This is a genomic window from Parasaccharibacter sp. TMW2.1882 (assembly GCF_023337635.1).
GTDB lineage: Bacteria > Pseudomonadota > Alphaproteobacteria > Acetobacterales > Acetobacteraceae > Bombella > Bombella apis.
On sequence record NZ_NWUT01000001.1, the window covers coordinates 589,089 to 607,412 of the forward strand.

An 18,324-nucleotide genomic window follows, 5' to 3' on the forward strand; every position below is an offset into this window, starting at 1 on the left:
ATTTATGCCGTGTTGCGTCCATCATGTCTCCAAGGCTCCGCACCGCACTGCGCCTTTTCCATCGCTGGATCGGCTTCCCGGCTGGCCTTTTCCTGTTCGTTCTCTGCTTCACCGGCTCGCTGGCCTGTTTTTCTCCGGAAATACAGGGCTGGATGCAGCCCCGCACCGCCCTCCACAGTCCCCTGCCCGCCATGACACGCACCGGCCTGCTGAAGGCCGGACAGAATCTGAAGACACAGCTCGACACGGGCATCTTCGCTTTCCTGAAACTTCCCTCTCCACGGGACCCCGTTTTCCGCCTCTGGCACTATGATGGGCGCATCTTCCTCGGCCCGGCCCTTGCGCCTGACACGGGCCTGCCGCTGACAGACCATGACATCACCGGCGGCACGTTTTTCGTGACCCTCCATGCCAGCCTTCACCTGCCCAACCCATGGGGGCAGATACTGACAACCACCGTAGGCATCGGTCTGCTCGTGACACTGTTGACCGGCCTGTGGCTCCAGCTGCGCCGCTTCCTGCCGGACCTGCTGCTTTTCCGCCCCCGGGCTGCCTCCCAACGCCGCTGGCTGGACCTGCACCTGCTGTGCGGCACGCTGAGCCTGCCCGTCCTGTTCATCATCGGCCTGTCCGGCGTGATCCTTCAGTCCCAGAAGCTCATCCACATGATGAACCCGCCCCATCACCCCGCAGGCCATGCCAGTCGCCATCAGGCCCACACAGCCATACCTCCGTCCCTGTCTCCCGCCATCATCAGCAGCCTGACCGAAAACGGCCTGCGGCAGTGGGGCACGGTAGCAGATGGATTCTTCATGCAGACCGGCAGGGAAATCGGCCTTTATGGCCCTGACACCCTGCATTTCTGCCTCCAGAGGCAGGCCCTGACACCTTCCCACCCCACCCTGCCGCCCCGGTCCGTCTGCCCGACCGTACACAGCTTCTTCGTGGGACTGCACAACCTGCGCTGGGCCGGACTGGCAACACGCTGGTTCTACTGCTTCAGCGGTCTGATGGGCTGCATCATCATCGGGTCCGGCCTGGTCCTCTTCCTGCAGTCGGAAAGGAACAGCATCACCCATCACCCTGTTTCCTCCACAATCCGGCAGCGCCTCCAGCGCAGTCATGAGGCCGTCACCATCGCCACCACACTGGGGCTGCCCCTGGCCACGCTGGCCCTGTTCTGGAGCACACGCCTCCCCACGCCGTTTTCCCTGTCGCCCATTCTCTGGGAAGAAAGTGTTTTCTTCGGTCTCTGGAGCCTCTCACTGCTCCATGCCTTCATCATCAGACCGGCAACCTGCCAGCAGCTCGCCCTTGTTGCTGTTCTGGGCACTGGCACTACAGGACTCGACCTGCTGACTCGCCCTTTTCATACGGGGCGACCTCTCCTCTTCGGCGCCGTGGACCTTCTGGCAGCCTGCCTTGGACTGGCTGCCCTGTCCGTTCTTCTGCATCTTTTCCGAAAGCAGGCGGCATGATCATCCTGTTCCTCATGGGCCTCTGGGCTGCTGTCTGGCTGCTCCATCTCAACAGACTGCCCACCTACAGGCGACAGAATCCCTGCCATCTTCCCCCTGCCGGAACGCTACAGACGCTTCTCCGCCTGGCCCTGCCTGCCGCCGGCCTGACCGGAGCCTGCCTTCTGGAAGGACTGGACGGACTGTTCCTCTGGGCCTTCACAGCTCCAGCCACGGGCTTTCTGCTCGGCCTGACCCTCCCCCATCTGCCACACTCACCAGCTCCCAAAGGCCGGAACTTGCAAAACCATCGGGGAACACCCAGATACCTGCCATGAAAATACGTCTGTCCTCACTGCTGACCTCAGCCCTTATCATGTCGGCCGCCGTTCTGGGGCTCAGCCCCGCTGCCAGAGCAGACCGCCCCTGGCAGGACGCCCATGTGCAGGCCCGGATTGTTGGCGAACATGAGCTGAGCCTGCCGCTGGCCCCCTCGCTGAATTCCCTTCCCGATGGGTCCCCCTTCGCCTTGGGTATGACGGGCAAGATCTATCGTCTGGACCCCGTGGACAGCCGCCTCACTCTCCTGATGGACGAGTTGCCCGCCATCACGGCCCTGACGGCGACATCCCAGGGCCTCTGGGCCGTAACACAGGCGCCCACGCCCGCACTGCTCAATATCGCACCGGATACAGGGGTCATCCTCAACCATATCGGCTTCAGCAACGCCCTGGCCGTCGGCAGCCACATTTCGGCCCTTCAGGTCACGGACAGCAAGGCTTTTCTGGTCGATGACGGCGTTCCGGCTTTCGTCATCATCGACCTCAGGAGCGGTCATGCAGAGCGTCTGCTGGAAGGCGCCCCCTCCCTCAGCAGCCATGCCCCTCTCATCCGGCATGGCCAGCCCGTCACGACGGCACAGGGGCAGCCCAAAACGGGGGGCAACGTACGCTTCCTTCTACTGGACCACGGCAAAAACTGGCTGTTTTATCAGACCCCGACAGGACCACTTTACCGAATCGGAACTGACATTCTGACCGATTCCAGCCTTGGCCCGGCGGAACGGATAGAAGCCATGACAAACTGGCGCCGTACCCCCAGCCTTGGCGGCATGACCATCAGCCGGGATGACACGATCTACATGATCGACATCGAACATGGAGACCTGCTCGCCTTTGGTGCCGACCGCCTGCCCTGGCGCCTGCTTCATGATGAGAAACTCTATGATGCCCAGGCCGTCACACTGCTCAAAGGCCGCTCAGGCGTGCCGGGACGACTGGCTGTCCTGACCGGTTCCGCCATGCCGGAAAACGGCACGAATCCGGCCCCAATAACCAATCACCAGCATCTTCTGGAAATTACCCTGCCCTGATGGCGTTTCGGTGATATAGTGAGGGCATGCGTTATCGATCTACCCGCGGCACACTGGATGCCGCTGCCCCCGACTTTTCCGATATTCTGCTCAGCGGTCTGGCTGGTGATGGCGGGCTCTACATGCCCGATCACTGGCCGCATATCCCCCGCGAGACCCTGACAGGCTGGCGCACCCTCTCCTATGCCGACCTTGCGGCAGAGGTCATCGGCCTGTTCACCGAGGGCAGCATAGACCGTGACACACTCCGTACCATGGCGCACGACGTCTACGGACAATTCGACCACGCCGCCGTAGCACCGCTGGTGGAAGTGGAGGATGGTCTCTTTTCGCTGGAGCTGTTCCACGGCCCGACGCTCGCCTTCAAGGACATGGCCATGCAGATGCTTGGCCGCCTCTTCGAACATGTACTGAAACAGCGCAACCACCATGTGACCATTGTCGGTGCCACATCGGGCGATACAGGATCCGCCGCCATCGAGGCCTTCCGTGGCCGGGAACATGTGTCCATCGTCATTCTCCATCCCCATGGCCGGACGTCGGAAGTCCAGCGCCGCCAGATGACCACAGTGCTGGAGGACAACGTCCTCAACATCGCCGTGGAAGGCGACTTTGATGACTGTCAGGACATGGTCAAAGCCATGTTCGCCGATGAATCCTTCCGTACGGACTGCGCCCTCTCCGCCGTCAACTCCATCAACTGGGCCCGCATTGCAGCCCAGATTCCCTATTATGTCCGCTCCGCCCTCGCTCTTGGTGGGCCGGACCGCCCGGTTTCCTTCGCCGTGCCAACCGGCAACTTCGGCAACATCCTGGCCGCCTGGGTGGCCAGCCAGATGGGGCTGCCTGTCGATCATCTCTGTGTCGGCTCCAACCGGAACGACATCCTGACCCGCTTCCTTCTGAACAACGACATGACGAAGCGGCAGGTGGAGCCGAGCCTCTCCCCCTCCATGGACATTCAGGTTTCGTCCAACTTCGAGCGTCTGCTGTTCGAGATGCTGGGCCGTGATCCCAACCGCTGCCGTGCCATCATGGAAGAATTCCGGCAGACGGGCTGCATGGCCGTGCCACATGACGCCTGGGAGCAGATCCGGGAAACTTTCCACGGCGTTGCCCTGAGTGACGAGCAGACGACCGCCACGATGAAGGCACTTTACGCTGAAAGCCATTATCTGGCAGACCCTCACTCCGCCATCGGCTTGGCAGCGGGGCGGCGCTTCCGTGAAGCAGGCGTGCCGATGGTGGCCGCCGCCACGGCCCACCCGGCCAAGTTCCCCGATGCCGTAAAGAAAGCAACCGGCATCCATCCGGAGTTGCCGCCGCATCTGGCAGACCTCTTCTCCCGCAAGGAACGTTATGAGGTTCTTCCCAACGACCTCGAAAAGGTCAAAGCGGCTGTCCGGGCGCATCGCGGACGCTGAGTCCTGCGCTGGCTGCTACACATGGGCAAAAGGGGATGGCCCTGTCAGGCTGTCCCCTTTTCCGTCTGCCCCGTGAAAAACGGGGGGACTGGAAAAAGACTCCCGGCACCCCATATTGCAAACACTTTCCGCTTCTTCTCACATCATGGACACGCAGAACTGCATGAGCGAACAGATCAGACGTACGACTCTTGAAAATGGCCTCAACATCGTGACGGAACGGATGGAGCGTGTCGAAACCGTCTCGTTCGGAGCCTATGTGGCTGCTGGCACCCGCCATGAAAGCGAAGCCACCAATGGAGCAGCCCATTTTCTCGAGCATATGGCCTTCAAAGGAACAGGGCGTCGTTCTGCCATCCGCATTGCCGAGGAAATCGAAAATGTGGGCGGTTATCTCAACGCCTACACGGCCAGGGAGAATACAGCCTATTACGTCAAGCTGCTGAAGGATGATCTGCCACTTGGCGTGGACCTCATCGGCGACATCCTCACCCACAGCACCTTTCTGCCAGAAGAAGTGGAGCGGGAACGTGGTGTCATCCTTCAGGAAATCGGTCAGGCGAATGATACGCCTGATGACATCGTCTTTGACCATTTCCAGGAATGTGCCTACCCCGATCAGCCCATGGGCCGCCCCATCCTTGGCACGGAAGATGGCATCGCCAGCATGAGCCGGGAGACGCTCATGGCCTACATGCATGAGCATTACAGCACGCAGAACATGGTCATCGCCGCAGCGGGCAATCTCCACCATGATGAGGTTGTCGACCTCGTCCGTACCCATTTTGCCGACCTGCCCACGCACACGCCACCACAGGCCGTACCGGGCCGGTATGTCGGCGGGATAAAGCAGACGGACCGCAAGCTGGACCAGGTCCACCTCCTGCTGGGTTTCCCCGCCCCCGGCTATCGGGAAAAAGGCTATTACAGTGCCATGATCCTCTCCACCCTGCTGGGAGGTGGCATGTCGTCCCGTCTGTTCCAGGAAATCCGGGAGCGGCGCGGGCTCGTCTACAGCGTCTACACCTTTGCCAGCCCCTTTGCGGACAGCGGCATGTTCGGCCTCTATGCCGGGACCGGGCCAGACAAGACGGACGAACTGATTCCTGCCGCCCTGACTGAGCTCAGCACCCTCCAGAAGGGAATCAGCAAGGAAGAACTGGACCGTGCCCGCACGCAGCTCAAGGCCTCGCTGCTCATGTCGCTGGAGAGCACAGGCAGCCGCTGTGCCCAGATCGCCCGCCAGATCCAGGTCCATGACCGCATCATTTCCACCAGCGACATGATCCGCAAGATCGATGCCGTAACGGAAGAGGACGTCCTGGCCATGGCCCGGACCATCTTCAACGGGGCTCCGACGCTGACCACCATGGGACCAGCCCGCAACATCCCCGGGCCAGATGCCATCCACGCCGCACTGAAATCCGCATGACCGATCTGCTCCCCCATCTTGAGGCCGCCCTGAAGTTTGCCCGCCAGCACGGTGCCGACCATGCCGATGCGGTCATGCTCCGTGGCCGGAGCCGCTCCGCCATGATCCGGCAGGGTCAGGCGGAAGGCCTCCGCCATGCGGAGAGCCTGTCCCTCGGGCTGCGTGTCTTCCATCAGGGCCGTGTGGCCACGGTCTCCGGCAATGACGTAACGCCGGAAGCCCTCTCACAGCTTGCAGAACGGGCCTGTGCCATGGCCAGGGTCGTTCCTCCATCCCCTGATGACGGTCTGGCAGACGAACCGCTCATGCCTGTTCCTGCCAGCACGATTGCAAAGCTCGACCTGCTCGACCCCTCTGGCACGCCGGATACGCCGGCCCTGCTGAACAGAGCCCGTGAGATGGAAGACGCAGCCCTCTCACATGCAGGCATCACCAACAGCAGTGGTGCCTCAACCAGCACGACCCTTCAGGACATCGCCCTGGCCACCAGTGCCGGCTTTGCCGGCCAGTATCAGCGCAGCGGCCACAGCTGTGGCGTCAGCGTCCTGGCGGGAACAGGAACAGGGATGCAACGGGATTATGCCCTGCACAGTGCCGTGCATCAGGCCGACCTAGAAAATCCTGCCCGGCTGGGCCATGAGGCGGCCCGCCGTGCCCTTGCCCGGCTGAACCCTACCCGCCCCAGAACGGGCCTCTATCCGGTCCTGTTCGCCCCCCGCGTGTCCGGCTCCCTGCTGGGGCATCTCGCTGGGGCGATCAATGGATCCGCCATCGTGCAGGGGACTTCCTTCCTCAAGGACAGGCTGAATGAAGCGGTATTTGGGTCTGGCGTCACCATCACCGATGACCCGACCCTGCCCCGTCTTGCCGGTTCCCGCCCCTTTGATGGTGAGGGCACGGCCTGCCTGCCGCTGGACCTTGTGAAAGACGGGCAGCTTCGCCACTGGCTGCTGGACAGCCGCTGTGCCCGCAGGCTGGGTCTGCCCGCCAGCAATGGCCGGGCCAACCGGACCGGCGGGGGCAATGTCCACCCCGGTCCGTCCAACCTGTTCCTTCATGCGGGCACCCACTCCCCTGAAGAACTGAGACGTGATATCAGGGAGGGTGTGCTCATCACCGAACTGATGGGCAACGCCATCAACATGCTGACAGGCGATTACAGCCGGGGCGGTTCAGGCTTCATGATCCGCAATGGCGAGATTGCCGAGCCTGTATCAGGCATCACGGTGGCAGGTAATCTGCTTGACATGTTTGCGCGGCTCATCCCCGCCAATGACCTCAACCTGATGACGGGCCATCACGCCCCAACCATCCGTATTGACCAGATGAGTCTTGCTGGAGACTGACCAGATTATGCGTATTCGTCTTTTCCCCCTAGCAGCGGCAGCCCTGTGCCTGCCACTCTTTGCCCTTGCTCCGGCTGCCGATGCCAGAGCTGGCATGGGGTCTTCCCTGGGCAGCCGGGGCTCCCGCACCTATAGCCCCCCGCCCCGCACCAGCCTCACCCCCAACTGGACCCGGCCCATGGACCGCAGCATGACGCCCCGCACGCCGTCCTATGCCTCTCCGGCACCGGAGAGCGGCTTCAGTCGGCCAAACTTCGGCAACAGCATGCGACCACCCTTTGCCATGCGGCACCCCTTTCTGACCGGGCTGGCTGGTGGCTTCCTTGGGGCCGGGCTGTTCGGAATGCTGAGCGGGCATGGCTTCTTCAGCGGTTTCAGCGGGGGCGGCGGGTCCTTCTTCGGCTTCCTCATTCAGGTGCTGGTCGTTGCCTTCATCATCAATTTCCTCATCAAACTCTGGCGGAAACGGTCTTCCAACAACACCATGTCCAGCAATGCAGGTGGCTCTGGCCTGTTTGGTGCAGCCGGTGGCGCTTCCTCCCCCTTCACCAGCCAGCCGCAGCAGGCTCCTTCGCAGGGCGTGACCCTGACGCCTGATGATTACAGCACCTTCCAGCAGTTGCTGATAAACGTACAGGCTGCCTGGAGCGCACAGGACATGATGTCCCTCCAGCGCATGGCGACGCCTGAAATGGTCAGTTACTTCAACAACCAGCTTTCCGAGCTGACAAGCCGTGGTGCCCGCAACATCGTCTCTGATATCCAGTTCCTGCGGGGTGACCTTGCCGAAGCCTGGCGGGAAGGCACAATCACCTACGCCACCGTGGCCCTGCAATATTCCGCCATTGATGTCACGACCGACAGCATGGGCAATGTTCTGGACGGCAGCAAAACCGAACGCCAGACCATCACGGAACTCTGGACCTTCCTCCGTGCCGATGGCCGGGGCAACTGGATCCTCTCCGCCATCCAGCAGGCCGGGTGACCACTCCCCTGGGCGAGAGGCAGCCACCCTGCCTCTCAGCCGCCCTCACCTGAAAGAAAAACCCCGCTTGCCTGAACCTTTCATGGACAGGCAGGCGGGGTTTTTCTTTCCCATCTACGAGAAGACGTCACAGTCGGTACAAAGCCACCACGAACAGGGCCAGCGTGAAAAAGGAAAGCCCGAGAACGATGCCGAAGAGACGGCCCTGGCGGCGGGAAGGAGTGTTATGATCGCTCATGCCAGAAGAACCCTGTCAATCAGAAGGCCACAGAAGAGGAAGAACAGATAGGCCAGTGAATAGCGAAACGCATGACGGGCCGGTTTATCTTTCGTCAGGCTGTTCCCCTTCTCATCCTGTCTGTCGAACAGGACCCGCAGGCCGTAATAGATGAAACCGAGGTCCAGCAGGCTGGCACAGACCGTGTAGAACCAGCCACACTGCCCGACCACGCTCGGCACGAGAGACACGGCGCCCAGAATGAAAGTGTAGATGACGATCTGCCAGCGTGTATGGCGTGCGCCCTTCACGACTGGCAGCATGGGGATGCCCGCACTCTCGTAATCCTTGCACGCATAAAGGGAGAGCGACCAGAAATGCGGAGGCGTCCACAGAAAGACGATGGCGAACATCACCACCGGCAGCACGTCCAGCGATCCCATCGTCGCTGCCCAACCGATCATGGGGGGAAAAGCTCCGGCTGCACCGCCAATCACGATGTTCTGCGGCGTGCTGCGCTTGAGCCACATGGTGTAGATCACACCATAAAAAAAGATGGAAAAAGCCAGAATCCCTGCCGCCAGCAGGTTGGTCGCCAACCAGAGCAGCACAACGGAGGCTACCGACAGCACAACCGCATAAACCAACGCACTCGTTGGTTCGACCCGCCCTCCGGGAACAGGACGGATGCGGGTCCGCTTCATGATCGCATCAATGTCACGATCATACCACATGTTGATGGCACCCGCCGCACCGGCCCCGATGCAGATGCAGGCAATGATAACCAGCCCGACAGGTACGGACGGCCATTTCGGCGCTACGGCCATGCCCGCCAACCCGGTGAAGACCACAAGTGAAATCACTCGTGGTTTGAGCAGCGCCACCCAATCTTGCAGAGCCGTATCACCAGCATGTCCCTCGACACGCAGCGCCCCCAGAAAACGGGCCAGTGGAGAGGCCGAAAGACCGGATGATGCCTGCATGGAAAAACACCTTACTCTTCAGGAAAAAGCCCCATTGTCCCCTGGGTCCGCTCTACCAGCAGGCCATACCAGACCATTCCGGCAGACAGGGCGAACATGAGCAGGCTGCAGCCCATCAACAGCACGGCAGGCACGACCAGCTGCGGCAGAATGGAACAGAGCGCCCCGACAAACGTGATGAAAGCATGAATCATGCCAAAAATGGAAAAAGATCGCCCCCACCGTGCCAGTCTGGCCCCGCACCAGCCATAGAAAGCTGCACTGAGAGCAAGAAGGCTGCCGAACATCACAAGCTGATGCCCTGCCGCCCCCAGAACGAAGGCCCCCGGCGGCACCCCCTGTATGCCCCAGACTGGTTCGGTCAGCATGGCGGCCCAGCCAGCGAGCAGCAATACAAGCCCACCGGAAGCCCAGGCCGCCACTGGCCCCGATGGCAGGGCAGTACGCCATATATCCCTGGCAAAGGCTACGAGAAGAACCAGACAGGGAACCCCTAGCCCGATGCTCAATCCAGCACTGTAAACCGATGACGGAAACCCGCCGAAGAGATGGTCAGCCCAGAGCAGAACAGGCACCACACCCATGACGCCAAACGCATGGGGAGCACAGCGGGGTACCCACCCCTGCTTCTTCTGCCCGGGCAGAAGAGCAGCCATGATGATGCCAAGCGAAGGCACGCTCAGCAGGGTCATTTCCACACTGCCACGCAGAACCGTCAGAAGGGCTTCAGGCCCGGCACCAGCCAGACCACTCCGCAGCAGAAAAGCCAGCAGAACGGGAGCGATGATGAGCACAGACAGAGCATTGGCCAGAAACGCCCAGACCAGCGGCGGACAATCACGGAAGGGGATGGACCGCATCTCCAGAACCGTGGCCAGCACATTGAAAGCCAGCGCCAGCACGCCAATGCTCCAGAGAGCCAGCCCGACAAACGGCATGACCGGCAGCAGAAAGGCACCTACAGCCAGCACGCCAAAACCGGTACGGACCGCAAACGGCAGAGCCATGCCCTCGCCTTTCAGCAGGTCCGGCAGGAACCAGCGGGCCATCCCGCCCAGAAAAGCCGGGCATACAACATAAAATGTCATCAGCACGGCATGGGACACAACGACACCAGGAGACGGATGCACATGCAGGAAAGGCAACCCCATGGCGCCCCCCAACATGCCAGCAAACAACGCCAGCAGAAAAAACGCCCCACCGCTTCTCCCATGACGGGATGAAGATACTGTCTGAAATAACGGCCTTGAAGTCACTCTATTCCGCCAGCCTGTTGCCACCATGAAACATCTGCCTTTCTCGAAGGCAGATGGATTTCCCCTACTTAGTCTTCTCAGGCGGCAATGTCACGAGGGTGAACAGACCCGCCGGAGGGACGGGCACGATGGTCGCCCGGGCCATATCCTCCGGTGGAAGCAGGGATTCAATGGCAAAATCAGGATGCCAGCCCAGCGCACGGGAGGCCCGGGCCATGACCTTCTCCACCTTCAGCCGAAGGCCCCCACGGGCAAGGAAATGGTTGACAAAAAGGATGTGTCCCCCCGGTTTCACCACCCTCTTCAACTCTGCCAGAAGCAGGTCCGGATGAGGCACGACAGAGGCCACGAACATGCCGACGGCGATATCAAAGCTGTTATCGGCAAAGGTGGTATGTTCGGCGTCCATCACCATAAGTTCATCAACATTACGGAGACCTTCCCTCTTCACACGCTCCCGGGCAAGGGCCAGCATGTCTTCCGAGAGGTCGATTCCTGTAATGCGTTTGTCGGACCTGTAGGAAGGAAGGGCCAGCCCGGTTCCAACTCCCACCTCCAGCACACGCGTGCCCGGAAGCGCATTGACAGCCGCCACGGCCCGCCGTCGCCCGAAAGCAGATACACCGCCAAAAACCTTGTCGTACATGCGGGCCCAACGGCGATAGGCATCACGTACGCTGTCAGCATCGAGGGAAGAACGGGGTTTAAGGGAAGACACCATGAAAATGCAGCCTCAACTGTCTGCCCCCAACAAAGCGGGGAGCATTATCGCTACTGATACCGATCAGTCCGCCCCTTTCTTGCCCCCCAACGCCCTTGGCTGACAAGGTATTCTGACGATATTATGCGAAAAAATTTGGTCTACCTGTCCAGAACAGAACCAGAACTCATGACTGGATCACATGATGAAGCATCTCGATCTCATATTGGCCCTTCTCTGCCTGTTTTTCTGGGTGGCCCTTTATGTCGTCTATTACCATGAAAGACTGTTTCCATGGCTCATCAACAGGTTCAGCCGGGACAGACCATCCAGGGACCTGAAGGTGGAAAATGGATATTTCTCTGATGGCGTACCCATTCCATTCCGGGACAATCTCTATCCTTCCGACCCTGAAAAAGATGCCAGGACAGAGGACGGCTCCACATCACCGGAAGAGCCTCCCCACGAGACCGTAACACGGAAAACGGACCAGACACCAAACAGGTGAAAGGCCTGACCATAGGGCCAGGCCGCTTCCATGTTTCCTTTCAGGAAAGACGGGCCTCGATGCAGTCCCAGATCATCCCGGCACTGTTGATGCCATCAAAACGGTCCAGTTCCTGTAGGCCCGTCGGGGAGGTGACGTTGATCTCCGTCAGCCAGTTCCCGATCACGTCAATCCCCGTGAAAATGAGGCCATGTTCCTTCAGGTACGGACCAATGGTCCGGCAGATTTCCCTGTCACGGTCCGTCAGTTCCACACGCTCGGCACGGCCGCCGACATGCATGTTGGACCGGGCATCACCCTGCGCAGGAACACGGTTGATTGCCCCGATCGGCTCGCCATCCACAAGGATGATGCGCTTGTCCCCCAGCCGCACGGCAGGCTCATAACGCTGCACCATCAGCGGTTCACGGGAGCGGGAGAAGTGCATCTCCAGCAGGGAGGAGAAATTCTCGTCATCCTCCTTCACCCGGAAGATGCCCGCTCCGCCATTGCCATAAAGCGGCTTCAGGATGATGTCCCTGTGCTTCTGCCGGAAAGCGGCAATCGCCTCCCGGTCCCACGTCACCAGCGTTGGCGGCATGAGCTGGGGAAAATGCGTGACCAGCAGCTTCTCCGGTGCATTGCGTACGGATACCGGATCATTCACCACGAGGGCCTGCCCCTCGCCCGTGCCATGAACATGCTCCAGCATGTGGGTGGCCGTGATGTAGCCCATGTCGAAAGGCGGGTCCTGCCGCATGAGCACGACATCACATGAGCCGATGTCCAGAACCTCCTCCGGGCCAAAGGCAGCATGATCGCCTTTCTTCCGCTGTACGGTCACCCTGCGGCTCCGGGCCTGAAGACGGCCTGCCGTGCCCTTTCCTTCCAGCAGGGACAGGGTGGTGGGGTGATAGACATGCAGCTCGTGCCCACGTCGCTGGGCTTCCAGCATCAGGGCAAAGGTGGAATCACCATCAATGTTGATGTCTTCCAGCGGGTCCATCTGCACGGCAACACGCCGCCGGGAGGAAGAGGACTGGACCATAAGAATAACTCCGCAAAAGCAGTTCAGGACCGAACGGTTTCTTTCAGGCCCCCACCATATCAGGCCGGGTCTGGATAGGCGATGGACAGCACTTCCACAAGGACAGGGCCGGATGGTGTCTGCATGGTGACCTCATCATGCACGGCAGCTTTCATGAGAGCACGGGCCACCGGAGCCTGCAGGCTGACCTCCCCATGCTCCAGCCGGGACTCATCCACGCCAAGGATCGTCACGGTATAATGACGGTCCTCCTCATCCGCATAGCAGACGGTGGCGCCGAAGAAGACACGGTTCCGGTTGGTCTGGGCTGCCGGGTCCACAATCACGGCCTGATCCAGCCGTTTCGTCAGGAAGCGGATGCGCCGGTCGATCTCCCGCAGGCGGCGTTTGCCATACTGGTAGTCCGCATTCTCCGAACGGTCGCCATTACTCGCCGCCCATGAGACGACCTCCACGACCTGCGGCCGCTCCTTCTGGGTCAGCTCTTTCAGCTCAGCCCGCATCCGGGCCGCACCCTGTGGGGAAAGATAACGGTGCAGGGCAATCTTCTCGGCGGCCATGCGGCGTCAGCCTTCCGCCGGACGACGTGAGACATCAGCACGGAAGCGGATCATGCCGCCAAGGCTCTGCCCCGGTGCCAGCACATGCACGCCACGCCCGGCGATCTCCGGCCTGTTGAGGGCATCCGTCATGCTCGTGACCGGCTCGATGGCCACATAGCCCTCCTCCGGCTGGGAGAAGACCACCAGATGCGAGAAAATCCGGTCCGCTTCCACCGTCAGGTCTGGCAGCCCCCCGGGCTGCTCCAGCCGGGCCTGACCGGCAAACCCGGCAAACCCGTTATCCAGCTTCAGCTCCTCAAGGGCCTGCCCTTTCGAAAAATCCCACTCACCTTCGCAGGATTTTTTTTCGGTCGGCAGGCCGTGACCGTCCGTCAGCCAGACCGAGTCCGCTGCGAATTTCAGGCGGGATTTGGCCTCCGAATGGAAGAAAGGATGGAACCCCAGACCGACCGGCTGATCGACCGTATCGCTGTTCCGGATCACGATGGAGACATGCAGCCCGTCCGCCCGCAGCTCGTAGGACATGACGGCCCGATAGGCATAGGGCCATTCCCCCCGACCGGCTTCATCATCAGAAGGCGTGTGATCGAAAGTCAGGATGGCGTGACTGTCCGTTCTGTGCGCCACCTGCCATTCATGCTCCCAGCCATTGCCATGGATGGGATGCGGGCAGCCCTCCATGTTGGGGACAAGCCTGTGCTCCTCTCCCCCGAAGGCAAAATGGCCGTCTGCAATCCTGTTGACATAGGGCAGCAGAGGATAGGCCCCCACGGCCACGCCCTTCTGGTTCCGCAGGGCCGGATTGGCGACCGGACGGAGCATGTCATGCCCCTGCACCTGCCACTGGCCAAGGGCAGCCCCCGTCTCCGGCAGGATGGTCAGGCTCTGCCCGTCTCTCTTGAGTTCCAGCATGGTCAGTCCTTCTTTTTCCGTCTGGTCGTCTTGCGTTGTCTGGCCTGCGAAGCTGCCGGGGCCGGAGCAATGAGGCCAATGTCGCTGGCCTCCCGCCGGTGAATCTCGTCCCGCAGGGCGGCGGCCTGTTCAAAGTCCAGCTCAGCTGCTGCTTCACGCATTTTCTTGCGCAGATCGTCAATGGTGAGCTGTGGATCAGACTCCGGCGGAGCTTCCTTGCCCGCCAGCTCTTCCTGAAAGAGCGTGTCGCTGATGCGGCTGCGGACCGTCTGCGGCGTGATGCCGTGCGCCTCGTTCCAGGCCATCTGCTTTTCCCGGCGGCGGGCCGTTTCCTCGATGGCGTAACGCAGGCTGTCCGTCTCCTTGTCCGCATAGAGCAGGACACGGCCATTCACGTTGCGAGCGGCTCGGCCGATCGTCTGCACAAGAGAGGTGCGGGACCGCAGGAAGCCTTCCTTGTCTGCATCGAGAATCGCCACAAGGGCACATTCGGGAATATCCAGCCCTTCCCGCAGCAGGTTGATGCCCACAAGAACATCAAAGGCCCCCAGCCGCAGGTCCCGGATGATCTCCATGCGCTCCAGCGTATCAATGTCGGAATGGAGATACCGCACCTTCACGCCATGTTCGGAAAGATATTCCGTCAGGTCCTCAGCCATGCGCTTGGTCAGGGTCGTGACGAGGACACGGCCATTCTCGGCAATGGTCGCCCTGGCCTCATGCAGCAGGTCGTCCACCTGCCCTTCCACGGGTCGGATGATGGTGATGGGGTCTGTCAGGCCGGTCGGACGGATGATCTGCTCGGCAAACACGCCTTCCGTCTGTTCCATCTCCCACGGCCCCGGCGTGGCGGACACGAAGATGCTCTGCGGCCGGAAGGCATCCCACTCCGAAAAAGACAGGGGCCGGTTATCCAGACAGGAGGGAAGACGGAACCCGAAATCTGCCAGCGTTTCCTTGCGGGCACGGTCTCCCCGTTCCATCCCGCCAATCTGGGGCACACCGACATGGCTTTCATCCACGATCAGCAGGGCATCTTCCGGCAGATACTCAAAGAGGGTTGGCGGCGGATCACCGGGACGGCGACCTGAAAGATAGCGGGAGTAGTTCTCAATTCCCTTGCAGACGCCTGTCGTTTCCAGCATTTCCAGATCAAAATTGGTCCGTTGAAGGATGCGTTCTTCCTCCAGCGGCTTTCCCTTGTCCCTGAAATACTGGATGCGGTCCTGCAGTTCATCCTTGATGCTGACCATCGCCTGATTGAGCGTGGGGCGGGGCGTCACATAATGGGAGCTGGCATAGAGGCTGACCTCTTCCAGATCAGCCGTCTTCTCCCCCGTCAGCGGGTCGAATTCGGTGATGCTTTCCACCTCATCCCCGAAGAGCATGACACGCCACGCCCTGTCCTCGTTCTGGATGGGGAAAATGTCCACCTGCTCCCCCCGCACCCGGAATGACCCACGCTCGAAGGCCAGATCATTCCGCTGGTATTGCAGCTCCACCAGATGGCGGATCAGGTCGTCCCGATCGATGATCTCCCCCGGCACGAGGCGGATTTTCATGCGGGCATAGGATTCGGGCGAGCCGATACCATAAATGCAGGACACGGAGGCCACGATGATGACATCGTTCCTTTCCAGCAGGGCCTGCGTGGCAGCATGGCGCATCCGGTCTATGCGCTCGTTGCGCTGGCTGTCCTTCTCGATGAAGGTATCCGAGCGGGGCACATAGGCTTCCGGCTGATAGTAATCATAGTAGGAAACGAAATATTCCACCGCATTGTCGGGGAAGAACTGTTTCATCTCACTATAGAGCTGGGCCGCCAGGGTCTTGTTGGGAGCCATGATGAGCGTGGGCCGCTGCGCCGCCTCGATCACCTTGGCCATGGTGAAGGTCTTGCCCGACCCTGTCACACCCATCAGCACCTGATCCCGCTCCCCGGCCTGCAACCCGTCCAGCAGGGCGGCAATCGCCTGCGGCTGGTCCCCGGAGGGTTCGTAATCCGATTTGACGACAAACCGGTTGGTCTTCGGTTTGGCGGGCTGTTTTTCAGGGAAAAAATCCGTCTGACGGGGCGCGACCGGTTTTTTCTTTTTGCGGGACGACGAAGAAACTGCCATGGCCCCTAGATGGGAGCATGTTCCTGCCACCACAAGATGCCTCTGACGGAATAAATGGAGCCACCCGTTTCCGGCTGTTCATTCCTCATAAAAAGACTGGCAGTTTTTACAGGGTCGTTTACCATCACACCGCCTCTTCACTGCCCAATGAGGCTCCACTTCCACAAAAAGGTCAGAACCTTATGGATATCGAACAGATCGAGCAGAGCTACACGCAGTTCCGCAACACGGCGCAGCAGGCCTTCCAGCTGATTGACCGGCTGATCGGCCAGATGCAGGACGCCTCGCAGAATGGCGACGCACAGGCCGGGGAATGGGCTGCGAGCCTCCAGCAGATTTCCTCCATCTTCCAGAATGGCCAGGGCCATGCCGGAGACCTCGTCGGCCAGCTGGCCGGTCTGGTGAGCCATCTCGGCGAGAAAAACGGGGGCGAAAGCTCCGGTGAGCAGAGCAGCGGCTTCGCCAGCTTCGGCAAGGCCCTCCAGCAGGACGTGATCCAGGAAATCGGCGGCAACCTGCTGAGCAAATTCTTCCGCTGACAGTTCCCTGCCCATCCTGACAGGCAAGGCCGGACCGGTATGCTCACCCGTCCGGCCTTGCCTTCATCTGGCGGGCTGGACCTGCGCCTTCCGCAGGGCATCCTTCTGCCGGGCCGCCAGAACATCCACATTGAAATCCTGCGTCAGCTCCATGAAGAGCCGGTGCCAGTTCACCCGTGCTCCCAGCCGCAGGAAGGCACTGCCCAGCCCGATGGCCGAGCGGTCCAGCATAACGAATTCCCGTGGCAGAGTGATGCCGCCCGTGCGCTTCAGCCCGTCATAGACATGCTCCAGCACCCGGCGGGCCTCCTGCGGGTTGTTGCTCTCTTCCACATTGCAGATTTCATCCGTCATGAGAGGACGATAGAAGAAGCGTGCCCACTCATTGAGCACGGCAGCCCGCTCCCGTGAAATGTCCCTGAAGCCCCAGTCATGATAGGCCTCGTAGGCCCGTTCCTCATCGCCATCCCGCAGGGCATCGAAGAGAGACAGGACACCACCGACAAACCGGGGCGAGAAAATGCGTACGGAACCGAAATCCAGCAGGTTCAGCCCACCATCCTGCCGCACGGTGAAATTGCCCATATGCGGGTCACCATGCACGACACCATAATGATAGACGGGCCTGTACCAGGCCTTGAACAGCGCAATCGCAATGGCGTTGCGCTCTTCCTGCGGGAGCTGTTCCTCCAGCACGGACTTCATGGAGCGGCCCCCCACCCAGTCCATCGTCAGCAGCCGTTCCGTGACCAGCCCGGGTACGGGGGCAGGCACGGTAACTTCCGGCACGTCCGCCAGCATGAGCCTGTAGAGCCGCAGGTGGCTGGCCTCCCGTGTGTAATCCAGCTCTTCCCGCATCCGTTCGGCCAGTTCGGCATAGACCTCATCCTGCCGGATGGCATTACCCACGAGGCTGAACACGCCCAGACCCCGCTTCAGCTGCCGGAGGTCCTGCTCCATGGCTCCCGCCATGCCGGGATATTGCAGCTTGCAGGCCACCTCCCGCCCGTCGGCCAGAGCCGCACGATGCACCTGCCCCAGTGACGCCGCCGCCACGGCCTCATGGCTGAAAGACCGGAAGCGGGATTCCCACCCCGCCCCCAGCTCGGCCCTCATCCGCCGCTGGACGAAGTTCCATCCCATTGGCGGCGCATTGGCCTGGAGATGGGCCAGCTCCTCGGCATAGTCATCAGGCAGGGCACCGGGAATGGTCGAGAGAAGCTGGGCAGCCTTCATCATCGGGCCTTTCAGGTTGCCCAGAACGGCCCGCAGCTCCTCCGCATGGCTGGTCGTGTTGCTCCGCAGGCCCAGCTTGTGCCCGGCCATGCGGGCCGCAACACCCCCCACCATGCTGGAGGCCCGGAACATGCGCTGCATGTTATCGACAAAGCCCGTCCTGTCGATGTCACGTTCACGTGCCATGATCTCAACCCTTACCTGTTGCCCTGTCAGGCAGTGTGCCAGCCTGCATGGCGTGCAGGCC

The 18,324-nt window shown here is 61.1% G+C and carries 17 protein-coding genes; 9 read left to right on the forward strand and 8 right to left on the reverse strand.

The window, feature by feature from the left end; translation table 11 throughout:
- Positions 1 to 23: 23 nt before the first annotated feature.
- The 7 genes from CO583_RS02795 (at position 24) to CO583_RS02825 (ending at position 8,016) form a co-directional block, all read left to right on the forward strand.
- Complete coding sequence (locus CO583_RS02795) at positions 24 to 1,478, forward strand: PepSY domain-containing protein (RefSeq protein WP_248630418.1); 1,455 nt, start codon at positions 24 to 26, stop codon at positions 1,476 to 1,478.
- Positions 1,475 to 1,795, forward strand: coding sequence for a hypothetical protein (locus CO583_RS02800; RefSeq protein ID WP_043560575.1), 321 nt, complete (start codon positions 1,475 to 1,477; stop codon positions 1,793 to 1,795). Before CO583_RS02795 ends, CO583_RS02800 begins: the two co-directional genes overlap by 4 nt.
- Positions 1,792 to 2,829: a hypothetical protein gene (locus tag CO583_RS02805; protein WP_192848060.1), complete on the forward strand. Its 1,038-nt coding sequence runs from the start codon at positions 1,792 to 1,794 to the stop codon at positions 2,827 to 2,829. The genes CO583_RS02800 and CO583_RS02805 overlap by 4 nt, the downstream gene beginning before the upstream one ends.
- 26 nt (positions 2,830 to 2,855) lie before the next feature.
- Positions 2,856 to 4,253 (forward strand): threonine synthase, encoded by a 1,398-nt coding sequence (gene thrC, locus CO583_RS02810; protein WP_043560577.1) that lies wholly within the window; start codon positions 2,856 to 2,858, stop codon positions 4,251 to 4,253.
- 163 nt (positions 4,254 to 4,416) lie between these two features.
- Complete coding sequence (locus tag CO583_RS02815; protein ID WP_248630417.1) at positions 4,417 to 5,685, forward strand: pitrilysin family protein; 1,269 nt, start codon at positions 4,417 to 4,419, stop codon at positions 5,683 to 5,685.
- Positions 5,682 to 7,031 (forward strand): TldD/PmbA family protein, encoded by a 1,350-nt coding sequence (locus tag CO583_RS02820; RefSeq protein ID WP_248630416.1) that lies wholly within the window; start codon positions 5,682 to 5,684, stop codon positions 7,029 to 7,031. The genes CO583_RS02815 and CO583_RS02820 overlap by 4 nt, the downstream gene beginning before the upstream one ends.
- 7 nt (positions 7,032 to 7,038) lie before the next feature.
- Positions 7,039 to 8,016 carry a TIM44-like domain-containing protein gene (locus CO583_RS02825; protein ID WP_043560579.1) on the forward strand — a complete coding sequence of 326 codons (978 nt, stop codon included), beginning with the start codon at positions 7,039 to 7,041 and terminating at the stop codon, positions 8,014 to 8,016.
- Positions 8,017 to 8,250: 234 nt separating this feature from the next.
- Here CO583_RS02825 and CO583_RS02830 read toward each other — a convergent pair whose 3' ends face one another.
- The 3 genes from CO583_RS02830 to CO583_RS02840 form a co-directional block, all read right to left on the reverse strand.
- Entirely contained in the window at positions 8,251 to 9,216 is a 966-nt protein-coding gene (locus CO583_RS02830; protein WP_081563033.1) for a heme o synthase, read from the reverse strand.
- Between the two features lie 11 nt (positions 9,217 to 9,227).
- On the reverse strand, positions 9,228 to 10,367 hold the full coding sequence (locus CO583_RS02835) for a hypothetical protein (RefSeq protein ID WP_248630415.1): 1,140 nt from the start codon (positions 10,365 to 10,367) through the stop codon (positions 9,228 to 9,230).
- Between the two features lie 169 nt (positions 10,368 to 10,536).
- A complete protein-coding gene (locus CO583_RS02840) occupies positions 10,537 to 11,193 on the reverse strand; it encodes a class I SAM-dependent methyltransferase (protein ID WP_103765432.1) in 657 nt (218 codons plus the stop codon).
- Positions 11,194 to 11,374: 181 nt separating this feature from the next.
- Here CO583_RS02840 and CO583_RS02845 point away from each other — a divergent pair, with 181 nt between their 5' ends.
- Complete coding sequence (locus CO583_RS02845; protein WP_248460483.1) at positions 11,375 to 11,680, forward strand: hypothetical protein; 306 nt, start codon at positions 11,375 to 11,377, stop codon at positions 11,678 to 11,680.
- Between the two features lie 40 nt (positions 11,681 to 11,720).
- On the opposite strand, the gene gshB is transcribed toward CO583_RS02845, so the two are convergent.
- The 4 genes from gshB to uvrB are packed head-to-tail and all read right to left on the reverse strand — an operon-like array spanning position 11,721 to position 16,302.
- The gene (gshB, locus tag CO583_RS02850; protein ID WP_081563030.1) at positions 11,721 to 12,707 is read right to left on the reverse strand and encodes a glutathione synthase; all 987 of its coding nucleotides are present in this window, start codon (positions 12,705 to 12,707) and stop codon (positions 11,721 to 11,723) included.
- 59 nt (positions 12,708 to 12,766) lie between these two features.
- A complete protein-coding gene (gene greB / locus CO583_RS02855; protein WP_043560592.1) occupies positions 12,767 to 13,267 on the reverse strand; it encodes a transcription elongation factor GreB in 501 nt (166 codons plus the stop codon).
- Positions 13,268 to 13,273: 6 nt separating this feature from the next.
- The gene (locus tag CO583_RS02860; RefSeq protein ID WP_248630414.1) at positions 13,274 to 14,182 is read right to left on the reverse strand and encodes an aldose 1-epimerase; all 909 of its coding nucleotides are present in this window, start codon (positions 14,180 to 14,182) and stop codon (positions 13,274 to 13,276) included.
- A gap of 2 nt (positions 14,183 to 14,184) precedes the next feature.
- Positions 14,185 to 16,302 (reverse strand): excinuclease ABC subunit UvrB, encoded by a 2,118-nt coding sequence (gene uvrB / locus CO583_RS02865; protein WP_052349096.1) that lies wholly within the window; start codon positions 16,300 to 16,302, stop codon positions 14,185 to 14,187.
- 182 nt (positions 16,303 to 16,484) lie between these two features.
- Here uvrB and CO583_RS02870 point away from each other — a divergent pair, with 182 nt between their 5' ends.
- Positions 16,485 to 16,841, forward strand: a complete 357-nt coding sequence (locus tag CO583_RS02870; RefSeq protein WP_081563028.1) for a hypothetical protein — start codon at positions 16,485 to 16,487, stop codon at positions 16,839 to 16,841.
- Between the two features lie 63 nt (positions 16,842 to 16,904).
- Here CO583_RS02870 and CO583_RS02875 read toward each other — a convergent pair whose 3' ends face one another.
- Positions 16,905 to 18,263: an AarF/ABC1/UbiB kinase family protein gene (locus CO583_RS02875; RefSeq protein WP_043560600.1), complete on the reverse strand. Its 1,359-nt coding sequence runs from the start codon at positions 18,261 to 18,263 to the stop codon at positions 16,905 to 16,907.
- Positions 18,264 to 18,324: the final 61 nt, after the last annotated feature.